This is a genomic window from Mangrovibacter sp. MFB070 (assembly GCF_000705335.1).
Taxonomy (GTDB): Bacteria; Pseudomonadota; Gammaproteobacteria; order Enterobacterales; family Enterobacteriaceae; genus Mangrovibacter; species Mangrovibacter plantisponsor.
On the sequence record NZ_JJMI01000039.1, the window covers coordinates 1 to 20,283 of the forward strand.

Consider the following 20,283-nt stretch of genomic DNA (forward strand, 5'->3'; position numbering starts at 1 on the left):
TTTTGTTTGGTCTCATCCCAATCGGCAGGGGGGAGGCTTTGCATCAAGTCTGACATAACTTTAGCAGGTACAGGATTAGTTACGTGATACTTGTCGGCAACCATAAGCTTCTTAAATTGGTTTATACACTGTTTGGTATCGTTCACATTGATCACCTATTTCCCTACTGGGTAAATGACGCCATTCGGCGAGGGCCACAAAACATCTGTACCTGAATTATACGGAAGATCTTTAGTTATGATCGCCTGTGTTTTTGTTAGTGCTGAATGATAGGGTGAATTTTGGATGAGAACGAGGTTATCAAAATCGTTGGTTCCACCATCATCAAGAGGGATCTTGTGATGAACCTGCCACCCAGCGGGAGTCTTACCACCTGCAAGCCTTTCCAGACTACCAGCATCAAACGTTGACAATGCATCAGGATGTTCGGACAGTGACTTTAGAAAATTAGGTCGGACTGAACTATTAAATTGATTACGAAGCAATGCATATTCACCACGGTCGCGTCTGAGATAATTTATCTGCTGAACATTCATGTCATCCAAAAGAACATGGGCTTGCTTGTATTTCCCAAGATAACTTGTAAGTTCTTCTGCTGCCATTGGGTTTCTTACGACCAGAAGTGATGCTGCCGATATTAGCAATCCTGAGGTCGTTTGATTGAGTACCTGATCATAACCTTTTGCAGCATCGCCGCCTAACTGCTCGGCAGTACGCCGGAAGCCTTCAATATTACCATTATATAGCCCACCAGTTGCCAGCAGTCTGCCTGCGGCTTTGCTGTTGATTATCGCCTGATTTCTGAGTGTGGCTGATTCAACAGCTAACTGGCCAGCCCGGGTGGTGGGGCCGATGTATAACCAGCTGGAGTGGCTCAATGCAGTCTGTAAAATTAATTTATCTATAAATCCACTGAATAGGTTTTATAGGTAATTAATAACCAGATATTATTTAAATAACTGATTAAGTATTTAGACGTAAAGATTTAGAAAATTGATCCCTGCCTGGTTTTCAAAAAAATAATAAAACTATAGGATGGCGCCGTTTTTGATGTGAAAAGATTTCTTAATAAAAGCAGGAGGCTTAATGAAACAGTACGCAATGAAACCTTTGGCGTTGTCACTTGCCGTGGGAAGTGTGTTTTTTTCTGCAAAAATCTCCGCTCAAAATATCGGGGACATCAATGTTGGTGAAAGTGTCACTGACATCATTCTCGGTGCGGGTGATGTACAGAATGTTTTTGGTGAAGCGAAAGTAACAACTATTAATTCTGGTGCTAATCAATATATCTATGGTAATGCTCATGAAACTACCATTAATTACCGTGGTACACAAACTATTCAGGATGGCGGCTTCACCACAAACACAGTAATAGAAGATGGCGGTAAACAAAGCATCTTAAATGGAGGCGTATCATTTGATACAGCCATTGAATTCGGTGGTTTTCAGGAAGTTTATGGCGGTGCATATTCCACCAAAATTTACAGCGGTGGCGATCAAAATGTGCTGGTAGATGGCAAAGCGGAAAACACAGAGATCCACGGGGGGACTCAGTTGGTTAGTGGCCTGGCCATTGAAACAATTATGTTGGCCGGTATGCAGGATGTCAGGGGCGAGGCAACAGACACCCGGGTTTATGGTGGCCAGCAAACCGTCCGGGCCGGAGCGGTAGCGAACAGCACAACGCTTCATGAGGGCGGGTTACAGGTAGTAAACGCCGGGGGGAAAACGGTAAGTACAACAATTAATGAGGGCGGCAAAACCTGGCTTGAATCTGGTGCGCAGGCGGTAAATAACGTTAACCTGAATAACAATGGTCAGTTATGGATGGATGACGGCGCAACAGCTGATTCGGTGATTAATCATGGAGGAATACTGGTTATTACCGGTATTAACGCTGGTTCCGCCTGGGAGTCTGCGCATATTGATAATCTGAATGTCGAAAATGGCATTATTGCTTTTCTGCCGGATAACAGCCACGAAAACTTCCCGGCACTGACGATAGGTAATATAGAAGGTAATGGGCAGTTTATGTTTAATACCTCATTAGCAGACCGCACGACTAATTTTGTCACCATTGAACAGGGCTCCGGAACCTTTGGTGTAATAGTTAACGACTCCGGTAGAGAAATTAGTGACCATAATGATTTGACTGTCAACCTTATTCAGGACAAACAGGGTGATATTGATTTTTACCTTGGCAATGAACAAAGTACCGCAAGATACGCTGTTGATGGCGGCGCGTATATGTATACGCTTTACAACCAACAAGACAAAGACAATCTGAACGGCAACATTTGGTATTTGGGTGCACTGACCGACGAGCCGGGTGATGGTGGAGACGGAGGTGATGGTGGAGACGGAGGTGATGGTGGAGACGGCGGTGGCGGGGACGGCAATAATGGGAATGAAAATGGCGGTGGAAAACCCATTACCACACCCTCAACTGACGCCGTCCTCAATATGGCAACAGCACCACTCAATGTGATGAGCCATGAACTGGATGCACTCAGAGCATACCGGCAAACACTCCCAATGCGTAATGATGAAGACCGCCATATATGGGGGCATTATCTGGGAGGCTACAGCCGGGTTAATGCCGATAATGGCGCTGCATTCAGCATGCAACAACATGGTATGGGCATTGGGGCAGACAGGCGTAATCGCTTTGAGAGCGCAGACTGGGTTTTGGGTAGCTATATTGCGTTTTCCGATAACCATGTTGAGCATGCCCGGGGTGGTAAAAGCAAAATCACCAGTGCTTCTGGTGGCCTGTACACCTCGTGGTTGCAGGATTCCGGCTTCTACCTTGATGCTGCAGTAAAAACACATCGCTTTAAAAATCAGTTAAGCGCAACCATGACGAACGGCCAGCGTACAACAGGCCACTGGCTACGCTATGGTTACACACTGGATGGCGAAGCTGGCTGGCGGCTAATGCAATCACAACCGGTAAATCTCACACCTTATGTGCGTGGCACGCGTTTTCAGGTGCGCAATGGCGATGTGTCATTAACCAATGGGATGACGGCACAAACGGGCCGCAGCCTGTCCAGTAAACTGGAAGCGGGAACGCGGGTAGGGACGCAATGGCAGGCAAATACCTGGTCAGTTAAGCCTTATGCCCATGTGGCGGTGGTACAGGAGTTTGCCAAAGGCAATAAAGTTGTTATCAACGGGCAGCACCATATTACCAATAATACAGATGGTACCTCAGCAAGATATGGTGCAGGCACCATAATGGCGCTCAGTGCCCACACACATATTTATGCTGAAGCAGCTTACCAGAAAGGGCGCTATATAGAGTCACCCATTGAAGGCACTGCTGGTTTCCGTATTGCATTTTGATTTTTCCCCGGGCAACACCCGGGGTTTACTCTTATTCAGCGGGCTGGCCTGGCCCGCCTTTCCCGGCCAGCATCGCCAGGAAGTCGTAGCGTTTTTGCAGGTCATGCGCTGCTTCCTGCCACAATTGCTCTGCCACCTCAGGTTGCTGGCTGTTCAGGCGCTTAAAACGTTGCTCATTGAGTAATGCTTCCCGTAGTGCATCTGAAGGTGGTCTGGAATCAAGTTGTAAAGGGACTTTCCCTTGTTCTGCCCGTTGCGGGTCGAACCGGTATAGCGGCCAAAAACCACTGGTAGTCAGTTGGCGCATCTGGTCGTGGCTCAGGGCCAGGTCGTAGCCATGTTCTTCACAAGGGCTGTAAGCAATGATCAGCGACGGCCCGGGCCATGCTTCCGCTTCCTGAATGGCTTTAACTGTCTGGTTTAACTGGGCTCCCAGAGAAATCTGTGCAACATACACATGCCCGTACATCATCACACTCACGCCCAAATCTTTACGTGCCTTGCGTTTGCCGCGCTCGCCAAATTTAGTCACCGCACCCAGCGGTGTGGCTTTCGATGCCTGCCCACCCGTATTTGAATAACACTGGGTATCCAGCACCAGCACATTAACGTTCTCGGTCAGGCTCATCACGTGGTCCAGCCCGCCATAGCCAATATCATAAGCCCAGCCGTCGCCACCAATCAGCCATACAGAGCGCTCTGCCAGGTAGTCCGCCACATGCAGCAGTTCAGCCGCTGCGGGTGAGGCAATATCAGGAAGAAGAGCGCGCAACTGGCTGATTTGCTCGCGGCGTTCCTCAATACTTACCGGTTCACTTAACGCACTGCGTAAGGTGTCAGGTACTGTGCCACCCAGCTCTGCCAGCAGGCGTTCAGCCCGTTTGCGATGCTGAGTCTGGGATAACCTAAAGCCCAAACCAAATTCAGCGTTATCTTCGAACAACGAGTTTGCCCATGCCGGGCCGCGGCCATTGGCATCTGTTGTCCATGGTGTGGTTGGCAGGTTGCCACCATAAATAGAAGAGCAGCCAGTGGCATTGGCTACCAACAAACGGTCGCCGAAAAGCTGCGTCAGCAGCTTGATATAAGGCGTTTCACCACAACCGGAGCAGGCTCCGGAATACTCAAACAATGGAGTAAGCAGTTGTGACGTGCGGATATCAATCCGCTCAAGTGTGCTGCGATCACGGTCTGGCAGCGACAGGAAGAAGTCGTAATGCTGTTTTTCCTGCTCAACATGCACAAGACGTGGCTGCATGTTGATCGCTTTAATATCCGGGTTTTCACGGTCTTTGGCCGGGCAAACTTCAACACACAAATCACAACCTGTGCAATCTTCCGGTGCTACCTGCAATACGTACTTCTGACCCCGCATATCCCGTGATTTAACATCGAGTGACTGCAATGTTTCCGGCGCTGCATCAAGGGCTTCAGGTTCGACAACTTTTGCTCGTATTGCGGAGTGTGGGCAGGCGGCAACACAGTGGTTACACTGGGTACAAATTCCCGGATTCCAGATGGGAATCGCTTCAGCAATATTGCGTTTTTCCCAGCGTGTAGTGCCAACGGGCCATGTGCCATCTGGTGGAAATGCGGAAACCGGGAGTTTATCTCCAAGCCCGGCAATCATGGCACTGGTGACGGTTTTCACGAAGTCCGGTGCGGTGTGCGAGACCACCGGCGGCATGTGGTGGCTGCCATTGTCAACATCACCTGTTGGTACTTCATGAAGCGATGATTCGGCCAGTGCTAAAGCTTGCCAGTTGCGCTCTACCAGCTCCTGGCCTTTACTCTGGTAACTCTTCGCAATGGCTTCCCGTAAAGCATCCAGTGCCTTACTGCCCGGTAATAACTGCGTTAAATGGAAAAAAGCCATTTGCATGACCGTATTTATCCGTGCGCCTAGCTGGCACTCGCGGGCGATTTTTGCAGCATTGATAACCCATAACCGGGCTTGTTTATGGCGCAATACCGCCTGCACTTCCTGTGGAAGCCGTTGCCACACTTCCTCTTCCGGGTAAGGGGTATTTACCAGGAAAATACCGCCAGGTTTCAGTTTGTCCACCATTGAGTATTTATCAATGAATTGCCACTGGTGGCAGCCAATGAAGTCGGCTTCTTCTACCAGCCAGGTAGAGCGTACCGGTGTATCCGCAATACGCAGGTGCGAAACTGTCAGCCCGCCGGCCTTCTTGGAGTCATAAACGAAGTAACCTTGTGAATACCAGGGGGTGCTGTTGCCAATAATTTTGATGTTATTTTTGGTTGCTGATACAGAACCATCGCTGCCCAGGCCATAAAACAGGGCTTCAAGGCGGGAGGACGATGGCAGGGATTCATCAGGTAACGGCAAAGAAAGGTGAGTAATATCATCAAATATCCCCACAGTAAAACGGGTGGGGGGCTCGGCCTGGCTAAGTGCATTAAAGATAGCCAGCACGCAACGCGGGTCGAACTCTTTAGAAGATAACCCATAGCGGCCACCGATAACCCGGGGCAGTGTCGCCCGTTGGTGCTGTTGCCAGGCCTGGGCCAGCGTTGTCATGACATCAAGGTAAAGGGGTTCAGCAACAGCACCCGGTTCCTTGGTGCGATCCATTACCGCAATATCAGTAACGCTACCGGGGAGTGCGGATAAAAAATGGTGCGCACTGAAAGGGCGGAATAGCCGGACTTTGAGCAATCCGACTTTCTCACCTCTGGCGGCCAGGTAATCAACAACTTCCTCACAACAACCGATGGCTGAACCCATGATAATCACCACACGTTCAGCTTGTGGGTGCCCGTAATAATCGAAGGGCTGATAGTGCCGCCCGGTTTGCTCGCCAAATGCTTCCATGGCCTGCTCAACTATACCACTGAGCCTGTCATACCACGGGTTTGTGGCTTCCCGGGCCTGGAACCAGGTATCCGGATTAGCCGATGTACCACGAATAGCCGGGTGCTCCGGGTCCAGTGCCCGCCCGCGGTGAGCCTGGATGGCTGATTCAGGTATCAGTTTGAGCAATGTATCATCGCTTAGCGGCGAGATTTTATTGATCTCATGGGAAGTACGGAAACCATCAAAGAAGTGCACAAAAGGCACCCGGCTTTCAAGAGTTGCCATGGTCGAAATTAGGGCAAAGTCTTGAGCTTCTTGTACGCTGGACGAACACAACAGCGCACAACCGGTCTGGCGGACAGCCATGACATCCGAATGGTCGCCAAAAATGGATAACGCGTGGGTTGCTACGGTTCTTGCTGCCACATGCAGCACAAAGGGCATAAGTTGCCCGGCAAGTTTATAAAGCGTTGGGATCATTAACAACAACCCCTGAGATGAGGTAAAAGAGGTGGCCAGCGAACCGGTTTGCAACGCACCATGAACTGTTGCTATCGCACCACCTTCAGATTGCATCTCGACAACTCTGGGGACATCACCCCAAACATTTTTTACCCCATTTTCAGACCAGGCATCTGCCTGTTCCGCCATCACGGAACTTGGGGTTATGGGGTAAATGGCGATAACTTCATTTAAACGATACGCGACGGACGCAACAGCGCCATTGCCATCAGTGGTTATCATAAAAGTTCCTCAACATTGCATTCATAAGGCCTGCATAGTGCAGGCTTTTTGTCATTATGTTTTGAGTCTAGCAAACCCGAAGCGAAGCAATTTTTCTCCCCGTGTCCTGGCGTTTTGGTTGTTCGTTACAGAATAATTCGTGACACTGTCACTTAATGCATGAGTTAAAAACGTGCGCCGTAACAAAAAAAATAGCAAAAACCCTGAAAACTCGCGGGTTTCAGGGTCGACGTAGTGAAAAGTGTGGCCTATGATGCAAAGGTTTTGTCAAAAAAGACTATACAGACACAGCCCGGGTGGACAGGAGAAAACGCATGAAGGCAGGTTTTATTGTGGCGGCAGGGGTGGCGCTTCTTTTTCTCACAGCATGCAGTAGTAATGAACCGGTACAACAAGCAACTGCGGCACATACCCGCAGCCCACTCGAATCAGTCATGTCCGGCACAGGCCAGGCAAACTGTGCAATGGTAGGCGGAATGGTACTTGCGGCACGCCAGCTTGATGGCTCCATGATTGGCACTTGTGCATTACCCAACGGCAAACGCTGTAACGAGAACGCACTTGCCGCGGGTAATTGTGGAACGTACTGATTATTTACCGGTACCTGCCATACGCTGGTAAACCAGAGTATCGTCATTAGCTTTCAGGGTAAGCGTATCAGCAGTTAATGTTACTGTTGCGCCCTGGGTTAGCATCTTGCCGATAACATTATCCAGTTGGTTCATTTGTGGGTCAACGCACAGCATTCTGGTGCCTGCCATTCCTGCAACCGTTAGGGTATTACCTTCAAGGCTACCCTGGCCCATAAAGCGGTTACACATATTGCCTGATACTTGCAGCGTATTGCTAAAGCGCAGGCTTGCCGGGCGCGAGTTATCTGCCAGTGGTTTGCCATTGAATGTTTTCAGTACAAACGACTGGTCAGCAAGTTGTGCGCCTACAGGGGCCGAACCTTCCTGAGCGCAACCAGCCAGAGCCACCATAGCCAGTAAAGCGGGTATCACTTTCTTCATTTTATTACTCCCTGAGAGTGTCCATGTCCGTTATTCACAGGATAAGGTATGCCGGCAACGTATACGTACTGCCGTTACGCTGCCAGCAACAGCTAACTATCCGGCAACAGACTTAGTGTAGCAAATCAGGCAATCTGATTGGTGCAGGATTCGCCCGCTTCCAGTTGTTTAAGATTATTCAAGGTTGTTTCCGCAATGCTGATTAATGCTTCAGCAGTCAAAAACGCCTGATGCCCGGTAAACAACACATTGTGGCATGCAGAAAGACGGCGGAAGACATCATCCTGGATGACATCATTGGATTTATCTTCGAAGAACAGATCGCGTTCATTCTCATAAACATCCATGCCCAGCGCACCAATTTTCTGTGTTTTCAGTGCATCGATTGCCGCTTGTGAGTCAATTAACCCGCCACGACTGGTGTTAATAATCATCACACCATTTTTCATTTGGTCGAAAGCACTGTGGTTTAATAAATGGTAGTTTTCGGGCGTAAGCGGGCAGTGCAGAGAAATTACATCGGACTGGGAATACAGTGTTTGCAAATCCACATATTCCACACCCATATCCAGTGCTGCCGCATTAGGGTATGGGTCAAACGCCAGCAGGCGCATACCAAAGCCTTTCAAAATGCGCAGCATAGCAACGCCAATTTTCCCGGTGCCAATCACGCCCGCTGTTTTGCCGAACAAAGTAGTACCTGTGAGGCCTTCCAGAGAGAAGTTGGCATCGCGGGTACGCTGATACGCACGGTGGATACGGCGATTAAGGCTCATCATCAGGCCAATGGCATGCTCAGCAACCGCTTCCGGTGAATAAGCCGGCACACGTACAACAGCAAGCCCAAGTTCTTTTGCGGCATCGAGGTCAACATTATTAAAGCCCGCACAACGCAAGGCGATAAATTTGACACCCAGACTTTTCAGTTCCTCAAGAACCGGGCGGCTGCCATCATCATTAACGAAGATGCACACGCCATCACACCCAACTGCAGTTTTTGCCGTTTTTTCGGTCAGGAGAAAGTCGTAGAATTCCAGTCCGAAACCGAAATCCTTGTTCACATGCTCTATGTATTTTTTGTCATACTGTTTGGTACTGTAGACCGCAAGTTTCATCGGGTTTCTCCAATCGAAGTTTATATAAATTCTGTCACCATTTAATAAGTTAAACAAATAGTTAAAAGTGGTTTAATTAAGATATTTCCATGTTAAGACTGGTCAGCCAGCAACTGGCCGACGACAGGGTTTAAAGCACTGCCCAATCATGTAAAAATAACCGGGTACCAACTGGCGACAGATTTACCTGGCGAAGAAGGACGGCGGCTACCCATGAAGGGTTCTTATAAGATAATTATTACACTGGCTTTGCTGGTTGCCTTGCTGCCATTTGTGCTGTTTGCGAGCGTACAAGTGTGGCTCCCTGCGCTTGCCCGTTTGTGGCTGCCAACAGGTATGCAACTGGTCTTAACCGCTGAACCCAAAATCACTTTACGCCAGCTAACCTTGCCTGGTCTCCAGCTCAAAGTGGGAGACTGTACATTGGTTGATGTCAGCCAGTTACAACTTTCACACCCCCAATACTGGCGCCTTTCAGCAAATTCTCTGACGGCAGACCCGCAGTGTGCTGCTGGTTTACCCGCACAACCAGGGAGTGAACCGCCACAAACATTAACCCGGATACAGCAATTGTTGCCCAGAGGCGACCTGTGGATAAAACATGTCAACGTTGTGCCCTGGCAGCAATACGGCGGGCAGGTACATCTTTCGGTTTCTTCTGAGCGTCAACTGCTGTCCTGGCAGGGCGATAAGCTCAAATTACATGCCCGGCTTGCCGGGCAATTACTCACTATCAGTGATATGGCGGTTGTTGTGCCAGGGCAGGACAAGCCGGTTACTTTACAAGGCGCAGTTTCACTAAATTTGGTGCCAGATGGTTTGCCCGAACAGGGTGAATTGTATGCCCACTTTGTTGTGCCGGATTTACCTGAACCCGTGCTGGCCGAATTTCACTGGCAGGGAAATCAGGGAGAAATTCGGGCATCCGTGCCGGGTAAACAACCACTGTTGGTACTACCGTGGAAAGTGTCACCTCAACAAATAAGTATTGAACATGGTCAGTGGCAGTGGAGTGAATATAACCGCAAGGCAAAAGGGCAAATTTACCTGACTATAGACAACTGGTCTGGCGGCCCTGAGCTGGCGGTGGTATCCGGGCGCCTTAATGCACTCACTGAAGGGGATGCCGGGAAAGGGAACCTGGTAATGACTTTGGGGCCGGGTAAACTGAGCCTGGTTGACAGTGCGCTGCCCGCACGCCTCACAGGTGAAATAAAACAGGGCAACATGATTTTCTATGTGGGGTTGCCTGTAATGCTGAGTGGCCCGTTGCAATCCTCTGTGTTGCATTTCCTGCCCGGTGCGCTGCTGCGTTCTCGTGGCAGGCTGGTTGATTCACTGGATATCGATGATGTCCGTCTGCCACTTGCTGGTGTACAACTGACTCGCAATGGCGTTGCTGGCAGGTTACAGGCAATTCTGAAAGCCCATGAAAACCAGTTGGGTGCATTTGTTATTCACCTGGATGGTGTGGCGAATGACTTTTTGCCAGACAATGGCCGCTGGCGCTGGCGTTACTGGGGTAACGGCGTGTTTGACCCTATGCAGGCTCGCTGGGATGTGCAGGGCGAAGGTGAATGGCATGACAGCCTGATTACCCTGAATACGCTCTCCACAGGTTTTGACCAGTTGCGTTATGGCAGCATGACAGTATCCAAACCTCGCCTGACGCTGAGTGAACCTTTGAGCTGGCAACGTAACCCACAGTTGCCAGCTTTTGCCGGGAAACTGGCGCTCGAAACGGGGAAAACAACGTTTAGTAACGGCAGCTATCTTGACCCGGCAAGTTTCACCTTCCAGTTAATGGGGCAAAACCCTGACGCGTTTAATCTGCGTGGCGAACTGGTAGCCGGGAAACTGGGGTCTGTCACGGTCTATTCTCGCTGGGATGGTACGCGTTTGCGGGGTAAAGCGTGGTGGCCAGTACAGGGGTTGTCTCATTTCCAGTCACTTATTCCTCCGGATATGAAGTTACACCTCACTGATGGTGGCCTGGCGGCCCAGGTTGCGTTTTCTGCGGCTGTCAGCCAGGGTTTTGAAGCCGGTGGGCATGGCGTTATCCGTAAAGGCGCAGCACAACTGCCTGATAACGAAATCAGCGATGTTAACTTCACCTTACCTTTCCGTTTCTCTCAGGGGGTATGGCACCTGGGGACCCGTGGCCCGGTGCGTTTGCAGGTAGGCAAGGTGTCCAGCCAGTTTACGGCAACCCATTTAAATGCGGATTTACAGGGCTGGGTCCCATGGGACGACAGCCATCCGTTGCAACTGAGCAATGTCAGTGTTGAAGTGCTGGGCGGCAAAATTGAGATGCGCCAGTTACGCCTGCCACAGCATGACGCCGCGTTGTTGCGCCTTAATAATCTGTCTTCCAGTGAACTTCTCACGGCGGTACATGCCAAACAGTTAGCGGTCTCAGGCCGTATCAGTGGCGGGTTGCCACTGTGGCTGAATAATCCGCAGTGGATTGTGAAAGATGGCTGGCTGACCAACCCCGGGCCTCTCACTTTCCGGCTCGACAAAGATATGGCCGATGCAATAGTGCGTGACAACGTAACGGCTGGCTCGGCGATAAACTGGCTGCGCTATATGGAAATTAACCATTCATGGAGCAATATCAATGTCGATAACCTGGGCGTGCTGCGGTTATCAACCCAGGTTCAGGGCACCAGCTATAGTGAAGGTAAATCAGCGAAAGTTAACCTGAATTACCACCATGAAGAGAATATTTTTACGCTGTGGCGAAGTTTGCGTTTTGCCGACAATCTGGAGTCATGGCTGGAGCAAAATGCACAATTGACTGAACAGCGCTGCACTGGCAGCCATCAATGTAAGGAGAAACAATGAAACAACAGGCTTTCTGGTTGCCTGTTCTGGCAGTGATGCTGGCTGGCTGTACCCCAAGAATTGAGCTGGCTGCCCCTGAAGCGCCAATTACTATCAATATGAACGTGAAAATTGAACATGAGATCCATATCAAGGTGGACAAGGACGTGGAAACACTCCTTAAAAACCGCAGCGACCTGTTTTAAGCGAGCCATACCAGGGCTGGTACTGTTAGTGTTAAGCACGCCGGTAATGGCGCTGACACTGCAACAGGCTCGTGAACAAGGTAAAGTGGGCGAAACCTTCAGTGGGTATATCGCCGCGCGCAGCAATGACCGCGAAACAACAGCCCTGGTGGCTAAAATTAACCAGGCGCGGGCAGAGAGCTACCGGCAACTGGCTGCTCAAAACAATGTTCCGCAGGATGATGTCGCCCGCCTGGCTGGCAGCAAACTGGTTGAAAGAGCAAAACCAGGTGAGTATGTGCGGGGCGTAAATGGCCTGTGGGTACAAAAGCACTGATACATACCCGGCCCGAAGCCATACAGCAAAGAACAAAAAAGGGAAAAGAAGTCTTTTCCCTTTTTGCATTTATAAAGCTAATTTATGAACGGGTATAAATATTACACCAGTGCATCAATGGCGGCTTTGGCTTCAGCCTGGGCTTTAGCCAGAACTTCCGGGCCGTAACCCACACCTTCTTCGTAAATAAAATCAACTTCAGTAATGCCAATAAACCCGAGGAACAATTTCAGGTAAGGGGTGATAAGGTCGGTCGGGGAATCTTTATGGATACCACCACGGGTAGTCACGACAATTGCGCGTTTACCGGTCAGCAAACCTTCCGGGCCGTTTTCGGTATAGCGGAAAGTTACACCTGCGCGAGCAATAAAATCGATGTAGTTCTTAAGCTGAGTCGTGATGTTGAAGTTATACATCGGTGCGGCAATAACAATCACATCGTGTGCTTTAAGTTCATTGATCAGCGTATCAGACAGGTTCAGTGCATCCTGCTGGCGTGGGGTAAGCGGAGCTTCACTGGGGCGTAACGCGCCTACTAACTCACCATCAAGTACCGGCACAGTATCGGTCGCCAGGTCACGTACCGTAATGGTATCGGCGCTGTGTTTTTCCTGCCACTGAGTGGTCAGGTGGTCAATCAACAGGTTGGACTGGGAAAAACCGGCCAGAATACTGTTCTTCAAAACAAGCACTTTGCTCATTCATACTTCCTTTTTGATACGAGTGGGCGCGTAAACGCGCGGAATCATCTCACTCTATTTACAAATGGCAGGCAGAGATAGTGCAATTAATCGAACTGTATGTTCGAATTTTTTGAACAAGGCGTATTGCTGCTGAATGTGTTACCCTGAAGGCATGCTTGTTATTGGGCCCGGCAAACCTGCAACGGGCCGCGTCGATACAGAATATATGGACAATAAAACTATAACTTTGAATGCGTTATTTGCGCAGCTTGATAACTTGATGTTGCGTGACCGCCAGGCGTTTTCTCGCCGTCTGCATGGGGTTAAAAAGACCCGTCCGGAATCCCGCGAAGCCATTCTGACTACGCTCGCTGAAGAGATGAACCAGGCTCAGGAGCGTGTGTTACAACGCCTGGCAAGCCGCCCGGAGATAACCTACCCGGAAAACCTGCCAGTCAGCCAAAAAAAAGCGGCTATTTTTGAGGCAGTGCGCGATAACCAGGTCGTCATTGTGGCCGGGGAAACCGGTTCCGGGAAAACAACCCAGTTACCTAAGATCTGTATGGAGTTAGGGCGGGGTGTGAAAGGCCTGATTGGCCATACTCAGCCACGGCGCCTTGCAGCGCGCACTGTTGCCAACCGTATTGCGGAAGAGCTCAACACTGAACCCGGTGGGTGCGTTGGATACAAGGTGCGGTTTACCGACCAGGTGAGCGAACAGACACATGTCAAACTGATGACCGACGGTATTTTGCTGGCAGAAATTCAGCAAGACCGCATGCTGATGCAGTACGACACATTAATTATTGATGAAGCCCACGAACGCAGCCTGAACATCGATTTCTTGTTGGGTTACTTAAAAGAGTTACTGCCTCGCCGCCCGGACTTAAAAGTTATTATCACCTCGGCAACCATTGACCCGGAACGCTTTTCCCACCATTTCAATAATGCGCCCATTATTGAGGTTTCCGGGCGCACTTACCCGGTTGAAGTGCGTTACCGCCCGATTGTGGATACAGAAGACGACACCGAACGTGACCAGCTGCAGGCAATTTTTGATGCAGTGGATGAACTGGGCCGTGAAAGCCCGGGTGACATTCTTATTTTTATGAGTGGTGAACGGGAAATCCGTGATACTGCAGACGGTCTTAATAAACTGGACTTGCCGCACACAGAAATTCTGCCGTTGTATGCCCGTTTGTCTAACAGTGAACAGAACCGGGTATTCCAGTCTCATACCGGGCGGCGCATTGTACTGGCAACCAACGTGGCAGAAACATCACTGACAGTGCCAGGCATTAAATACGTGATTGATCCGGGTACTGCGCGTATCAGCCGCTACAGTTACCGTACCAAAGTTCAGCGCCTGCCCATTGAACCCATCTCTCAGGCTTCAGCTAACCAGCGGAAAGGCCGTTGTGGGCGTGTATCTGAAGGGATCTGTATTCGTCTGTACAGTGAGGACGATTTTCTCTCGCGCCCTGAGTTTACCGACCCGGAAATCCTGCGCACCAATCTGGCCTCAGTCATATTGCAGATGACTTCGTTGGGGCTGGGTGACATTGCAGCTTTTCCCTTTGTTGAGGCGCCGGATAAACGCAACATTCAGGACGGCGTACGGTTACTGGAAGAACTCAGTGCTATTACCCACAATAAGCAAGGGGATGGCTGGCGGCTGACAGCAGAAGGCCGCCAACTGGCACAGTTACCTGTAGACCCGCGTCTGGCGCGTATGGTTCTGGAAGGTGCGAAACAAGGCTGTGTGCGCGAAATGATGATAATCACATCGGCCTTATCTATTCAGGACCCGCGCGAGCGTCCGGTAGAGAAACAGCAGGCGTCAGATGAAAAACATCGCCGTTTCCATGATAAAGAATCGGATTTTATGGCCTGGGTAAATCTGTGGAATTACCTGGGTGAGCAGCAACGTGCGCTTTCATCCAGCCAGTTTCGCCGCTTGTGCCGTGCTGAATACCTCAATTACCTGCGGGTAAGAGAGTGGCAGGATATCTATACCCAGTTACGCCAGGTAGTTAAAACTTTCCGCTTACCGGTCAACAGCGAACCGGGTGATTACCGCGCCGTACATACCGCGTTACTTACCGGCCTGTTATCTCACCTTGGCATGAAGGATGCCGAAAAGCAGGAGTTTACTGGTGCTCGTAATGCCCGCTTTGCTATTTTCCCGGGCTCCGGGTTATTTAAAAAACCGCCGCGCTGGGTAATGGTGGCTGAACTGGTTGAAACCAGCCGCTTATGGGGCAGAATTGCTGCAAAAATTGAACCAGAGTGGGTTGAGCCGCTGGCACAGCATTTGATTAAACGCAGCTGGAGTGAACCGCACTGGTCACGGGCACAGGGTGCCGTTATGGCAACAGAAAAAGTCACTTTGTTTGGCTTACCTATTGTTGCTGCCCGGCCGGTTAATTACAGCCCGATTGACCCGGTATTATGCCGTGAGTTGTTTATCCGCCACGCGCTAGTGGAAGGCGACTGGCAAACCAGGCACAGTTTCTTTCGTGAAAACCAGAAACTGCGTGCGGAAGTGGAAGAGCTGGAGCATAAATCCCGCCGCCGCGACATCCTGGTAGACGACGACACACTGTTTGATTTCTATGATCAGCGTATCAGCCACGAAGCTATCTCTGCACGCCACTTCGACTCCTGGTGGAAACAAGCCAGTAAAGCGTCGCCTGATTTGCTCAGCTTCGAAAAAGGCATGCTGATCAAAGAAGGTGCCGGGCAGGTCAGCAAGCTTGATTACCCGAACTTCTGGCATCAGGGTGCACTGAAACTACGCCTGACTTACCAGTTTGAACCGGGTAATGATGCCGATGGTGTGACAGTGCATATCCCGTTACCACTGCTTAACCAGGTTTCGCCAGCCGGGTTTGAGTGGCAAATCCCCGGGTTGCGGCGTGAACTGGTTATTGCATTGATTAAATCCTTGCCTAAGCCAGTACGCCGTCATTTTGTCCCTGCGCCGAACTATGCCGAGGCATTTTTGGGCCGCACCGATGGCCAGCAACCATTACTCGACAGCCTGGAGCGTGAGTTACGCAAAATGACCGGTGTCACTGTTGACCGCGAGTCGTGGCACTGGGAACAGGTTCCTGATCACCTGAAAATGACTTTCCGTGTGGTTGATGACAAAAACCAGAAACTGCGTGAAGGCCGGGATTTAGATGCACTCAAAGAAACTCTGAAAGCAAAAGTTCAGGAAACGCTGTCTGCGGTTGCTGATGATGGCATTGAGCAAAGTGGCCTGCATGTCTGGAGCTTTGGCGCTTTACCTGAAAGTTACGAGCAAAAACGCGGTAACTACCGGGTAAAAGCATGGCCAGCACTGGTGGATGACAAAGACAGTGTTGCCATTCGTTTGTTTGATAACCCCCATGAACAACAGCAGGCTATGCGCCTGGGGCTGCGGCGTTTACTGCTGCTCAATATCCCATCGCCCATTAAATACCTGCATGAAAAATTGCCCAATAAAGCCAAACTTGGGCTCTATTTTAACCCTTACGGTAAGGTGCTGGATTTAATCGACGACTGCATTGCCTGTGGTGTAGACAAGCTGGTTGCAGATGCCGGAGGGCCGGTTTGGGATGACGCGGGGTTCCAGGCGTTGCATGAAAAAGTGCGTGCGGAATTGAATGACCAGGTGGTAGATATCGCAAGCCAGGTTGAGCAGATCCTGACGGCCGTTTTCGCTGTCAATAAGCGCCTGAAAGGGCGGGTGGATATGACCATGGCACTGGCTCTTTCCGATGTGAAATCGCAGTTGTCAGGGCTGGTTTACCGTGGGTTTGTTACACAAAACGGTTATAACCGACTGGGCGATACACTGCGCTATTTACAGGCTATCGAAAAGCGCCTCGAAAAACTGGCCATTGACCCGCATCGTGACCGGGCGCAAATGCTGAAAGTGGACCAGGTGCAGCAGGCGTGGGTGAAATGGCTCAACAAATTACCTGCCAACCGCCGTGAAGACGAAGATGTGCTGGCAATTCGCTGGATGATAGAAGAGCTACGGGTGAGTTATTTTGCCCAGCAACTGGGCACGCCTTTTCCGGTATCCGATAAACGGATTCTCCAGGCGATGGATGCCATAACGGAATAACCGGTTACCTGAGGTATTGCAACACAGGTATCTGAAAACAGGTACTAACGATATCGTTACTAACTACTCCGTTACTAACTACTCCGTTACTAACTACAGGGCTACTGAGCGGTTCAGTAGCCCTGCCAGTATGCAGCCTGCTTAATGGTTAACCCGCGCCAGCATAAAACCATCCCATCCTTTGATCCCTGTGGTTTGTAGAGCAGTGGCGGTTAACCTTCCCGATTGCCCTGCGTCCTGCAAAAATGCCTGTATACCCTTAACATGGGGATCGGGGTGTTGTGCATCGGTAATTGCGCCGTTGCGCACCACGTTGTCGCCAAAAATCAGTGTGCCAGGGCGCGACAGCCGCAGTGCCCAGTCTAAATAGGCCGGGTTGTTGCGTTTGTCTGCGTCTATAAAAATAAAATCAAATGGCGGTTGCTGAGCCAGATTCGGCAGCGACTCCAGCGCCGGGCCAATGATAATTTCTGTTTTGCCAGTAACACCGGCTAAATCAATATTCTGTTGTGCAATACGCCCGTGGTGCGGGTCAAATTCCAGGCTGACAATTTTACCGCTTTCAGGTAATGCTCTTGCCATCCAGATAGCACTGTAGCCACCCAGAGTGCCAATTTCCAGAACACGTTGTGCACCAGAAATAGTAATCAGCATTGCAAGAAATTGTCCCTGAGCTGGGGAAACATCAATGGCAGGCAGGCCTGCCTGTTGGTTATTTTTCAACACCCGTTCCAGTATCTCATCTTGCGGCAGTAACGCTGACATTAACCAGTTATCTACAGCTGACCACTGTTCTTGCATTGTTCACCTCGCAGGGATTAACCTAACAAAAATTCAACAACCACTATACATAAAAATAATGAAGAACAGTGACATCGTAATTAGCATCCAGGCTGAGTCTGCAACCAGCTACGATGCCCTGGCATTACAACAGGCGTTATCGCTGGAATTATCTGCTATCACTGGCAGTAGTGGAGCGCAACGTTTTTCAGCAACCAGTCTTGCAGGCAGTGACGGTTTTTTCCTGATTGCCCGCACAGCGGAACACAAAGCAGTCGGCTGCGTGGCATGCCGCCCACTGGATATACAGGCCCGTATTGCTGAGGTTAAGCGTATGTATGTGGTACCTGAATACAGAGGCGTAGGCACCAGTCTCGTTGTCAGTCTGGTCGACCATGCCCGTCTGCAGGGGTTCACCGCATTGTGGCTGGAAACACGCAAAGTTAATGAACGCGCAGTTCAGTTCTGGCTACGGCAGGGGTTTCAGGTTAGGGAAAACTACGGGCCATACCAGGGGCGGGAAGACGCAGTCTGTTTTGCCCGCCCTCTGTGAACATTTACCATGCGCCGCGCAGTGGCGGCACGGCAGCTAAGATAGCGACTCTGGTTCTGTATGCAGAGCTCCGCAATGCCTGGAGCGGGTGGCAGCATAAATGGCGACCAGTGAAATAAGCACGGTAATGCCCAGGTAAATAGCGACAGGCTGCCAGTCACCGCCTGATTGCGCGAGAAGCGCGGTGGCTATCAGTGGCGCAGTGCCACCTGCCAGTGCCGCACCAAGTTGGTACCCCAGCGTAATCCCCGTATAACGCACATTTGCGTCAAAAATCTCTGAGCACAGTGTGCCGAGCACTGCCGTGACCGGCGCCCACAAAATACCGAACGCAATTACCGTAGCAACCACAATACCCCAGGTGGTGTGGGTATTGAGCAACATAAACCAGGGCACAATAAAAATTCCCAACATGATAACGCTGACGGTATACATGCGCGCCCGGCCAATTTTGTCCGAAAGCAAACCCATCAACGGAATCATCACTGTGGCGACTAATGCCCCGAGTGTGACGGCTTCCAGTGCCTGGGATTTTTCATAGGTAAGAATGCCGGTGGCATAGCTAACCACAAACGTTGAAAAAATATAAAATGGTGCCGTTTCCACTACCTTCAACCCGGCAGCGATTAACACTTGTCTCCAGTGGTATTTCAGTGTTTCACGTAATGGGGTCTTACTAAGTTTCCCTGACTGTTTGACTGCTTTGAAATCAGGTGTCTCATCAATATCTTTCCGGATCCAAAGCCCCAACAGCACCAGTACGGCACTTAAAATAAACGGAATTCGCCATCCCCACGCCAGGAATTGCTCTTCGCTGAATAAGGTCATCAGAGATACCATGAATGTCGCCATCAACATGCCAATGGTGACCCCAGCCTGAGGAATACTGCCAAAGAAACCTTTACGCGATGCAGGTGCGTATTCGTAGGCCAGTAACAATGCGCCACCCCATTCACCACCAATACCCATTCCCTGAATAATCCGCAATAAAATCAGTAAGGCTGGAGCCCACAAACCAATACTGTTGTAGTCCGGCAGTAAACCAATCATTACCGTGGCACCCCCCATAAGAGAAAGGGTCAGTACCAGCGTCTTTTTGCGCCCGATTCGGTCGCCAATATGTGCAAACACTACGCCGCCAATTGGGCGAATGAAGAAGGTGAGTGAGAAAGACAACCAGGCAAGCATCATCCCGATAACCGGATCCACCATGGGAAAGAATAATTTGTTAAACATCAGTGCGGCTGCCGTGCCATAAAGAAAATAATCGAACCACTCAATTGCGCTACCAGTCAGGCTGGCAATCAGCACCTTTTTGTTTTTCCGTAAAATCGTGGTGCTGCTTTCATGTGTAACCATAAATATCCTCGCCACGTGAATGAAGTAATACAAAGTAAAACCACTGGCCTGTTTAGCCGGGTGCGACCTTGTGTAAAATATTTGTTAACGCTTTAGCAAGTTAGGTATGTAAAAATGATTAATCAAGTTATCTGAATGTTAATTTCAGTGAGAAAGTGAAAATTAGTGGCGATAAATTTTGTCTAAATATCTCAACAGGTAACTAAATTCTTAAAAAGAATTAAAAATCAGGGGTTGATCCAGGTGCAACCCGGTATTTTTTGGAGGATTCTGGCTTTTTTACTCGTAAAAAGAATAAGATGGCACAAGCATGGTTTTGGGGTGAAGTGATCGGTTATGCCGAATAATTCATCGTCCTCATTACCGGGACAAACAGCGCAGGAGAGAACCATTGGAAGC

Annotated in this window: 14 protein-coding genes; 7 read left to right on the forward strand and 7 right to left on the reverse strand. The window is 50.0% G+C overall.

Features of this window, described 5'->3' with window-relative positions; all coding sequences use genetic code 11:
- Positions 1-155: 155 nt before the first annotated feature.
- Positions 156-878: an HNH endonuclease signature motif containing protein gene (locus DT73_RS18280; RefSeq protein WP_235234541.1), complete on the reverse strand. Its 723-nt coding sequence runs from the start codon at positions 876-878 to the stop codon at positions 156-158.
- Positions 879-1,086: 208 nt separating this feature from the next.
- Here DT73_RS18280 and DT73_RS18285 point away from each other — a divergent pair, with 208 nt between their 5' ends.
- On the forward strand, positions 1,087-3,348 hold the full coding sequence (locus DT73_RS18285) for an autotransporter outer membrane beta-barrel domain-containing protein (RefSeq protein ID WP_036112923.1): 2,262 nt from the start codon (positions 1,087-1,089) through the stop codon (positions 3,346-3,348).
- 31 nt (positions 3,349-3,379) lie between these two features.
- Here DT73_RS18285 and nifJ read toward each other — a convergent pair whose 3' ends face one another.
- Positions 3,380-6,913, reverse strand: coding sequence for a pyruvate:ferredoxin (flavodoxin) oxidoreductase (nifJ, locus tag DT73_RS18290; RefSeq protein ID WP_036112926.1), 3,534 nt, complete (start codon positions 6,911-6,913; stop codon positions 3,380-3,382).
- A gap of 314 nt (positions 6,914-7,227) precedes the next feature.
- Between nifJ and DT73_RS18295 the strand changes: the two genes are divergently transcribed.
- Entirely contained in the window at positions 7,228-7,503 is a 276-nt protein-coding gene (locus DT73_RS18295; protein WP_036112929.1) for a DUF333 domain-containing protein, read from the forward strand.
- Here the strand turns inward: DT73_RS18295 and DT73_RS18300 are convergent, their stop codons facing one another.
- Together DT73_RS18300 and DT73_RS18305 are read right to left on the reverse strand one after the other, a co-directional pair.
- Positions 7,504-7,926 (reverse strand): META domain-containing protein, encoded by a 423-nt coding sequence (locus tag DT73_RS18300; RefSeq protein ID WP_036112933.1) that lies wholly within the window; start codon positions 7,924-7,926, stop codon positions 7,504-7,506. It lies immediately after the preceding gene.
- 125 nt (positions 7,927-8,051) lie between these two features.
- Positions 8,052-9,041 carry a 2-hydroxyacid dehydrogenase gene (locus DT73_RS18305; protein ID WP_036112937.1) on the reverse strand — a complete coding sequence of 330 codons (990 nt, stop codon included), beginning with the start codon at positions 9,039-9,041 and terminating at the stop codon, positions 8,052-8,054.
- A gap of 213 nt (positions 9,042-9,254) precedes the next feature.
- Between DT73_RS18305 and DT73_RS18310 the strand changes: the two genes are divergently transcribed.
- The 3 genes from DT73_RS18310 to DT73_RS18320 are packed head-to-tail and all read left to right on the forward strand — an operon-like array spanning position 9,255 to position 12,389.
- A complete protein-coding gene (locus DT73_RS18310) occupies positions 9,255-11,888 on the forward strand; it encodes a YdbH family protein (RefSeq protein ID WP_036112941.1) in 2,634 nt (877 codons plus the stop codon).
- A complete protein-coding gene (locus DT73_RS18315) occupies positions 11,885-12,073 on the forward strand; it encodes a YnbE family lipoprotein (protein ID WP_036112943.1) in 189 nt (62 codons plus the stop codon). The genes DT73_RS18310 and DT73_RS18315 overlap by 4 nt, the downstream gene beginning before the upstream one ends.
- Positions 12,074-12,119: 46 nt before the next feature.
- Positions 12,120-12,389: a YdbL family protein gene (locus tag DT73_RS18320; RefSeq protein ID WP_072006995.1), complete on the forward strand. Its 270-nt coding sequence runs from the start codon at positions 12,120-12,122 to the stop codon at positions 12,387-12,389.
- Between the two features lie 101 nt (positions 12,390-12,490).
- Here DT73_RS18320 and DT73_RS18325 read toward each other — a convergent pair whose 3' ends face one another.
- A complete protein-coding gene (locus tag DT73_RS18325; RefSeq protein ID WP_036112947.1) occupies positions 12,491-13,090 on the reverse strand; it encodes an FMN-dependent NADH-azoreductase in 600 nt (199 codons plus the stop codon).
- Positions 13,091-13,298: 208 nt separating this feature from the next.
- Between DT73_RS18325 and hrpA the strand changes: the two genes are divergently transcribed.
- On the forward strand, positions 13,299-17,192 hold the full coding sequence (hrpA, locus tag DT73_RS18330) for an ATP-dependent RNA helicase HrpA (protein ID WP_036113603.1): 3,894 nt from the start codon (positions 13,299-13,301) through the stop codon (positions 17,190-17,192).
- Between the two features lie 141 nt (positions 17,193-17,333).
- Here hrpA and DT73_RS18335 read toward each other — a convergent pair whose 3' ends face one another.
- Complete coding sequence (locus tag DT73_RS18335) at positions 17,334-17,993, reverse strand: O-methyltransferase (RefSeq protein WP_036112950.1); 660 nt, start codon at positions 17,991-17,993, stop codon at positions 17,334-17,336.
- A 58-nt stretch (positions 17,994-18,051) separates the two neighbouring features.
- Here DT73_RS18335 and DT73_RS18340 point away from each other — a divergent pair, with 58 nt between their 5' ends.
- Positions 18,052-18,525, forward strand: a complete 474-nt coding sequence (locus DT73_RS18340) for a GNAT family N-acetyltransferase (protein ID WP_051691464.1) — start codon at positions 18,052-18,054, stop codon at positions 18,523-18,525.
- A 36-nt stretch (positions 18,526-18,561) separates the two neighbouring features.
- Here DT73_RS18340 and DT73_RS18345 read toward each other — a convergent pair whose 3' ends face one another.
- On the reverse strand, positions 18,562-19,884 hold the full coding sequence (locus DT73_RS18345) for an MFS transporter (RefSeq protein ID WP_036112951.1): 1,323 nt from the start codon (positions 19,882-19,884) through the stop codon (positions 18,562-18,564).
- Positions 19,885-20,283: the final 399 nt, after the last annotated feature.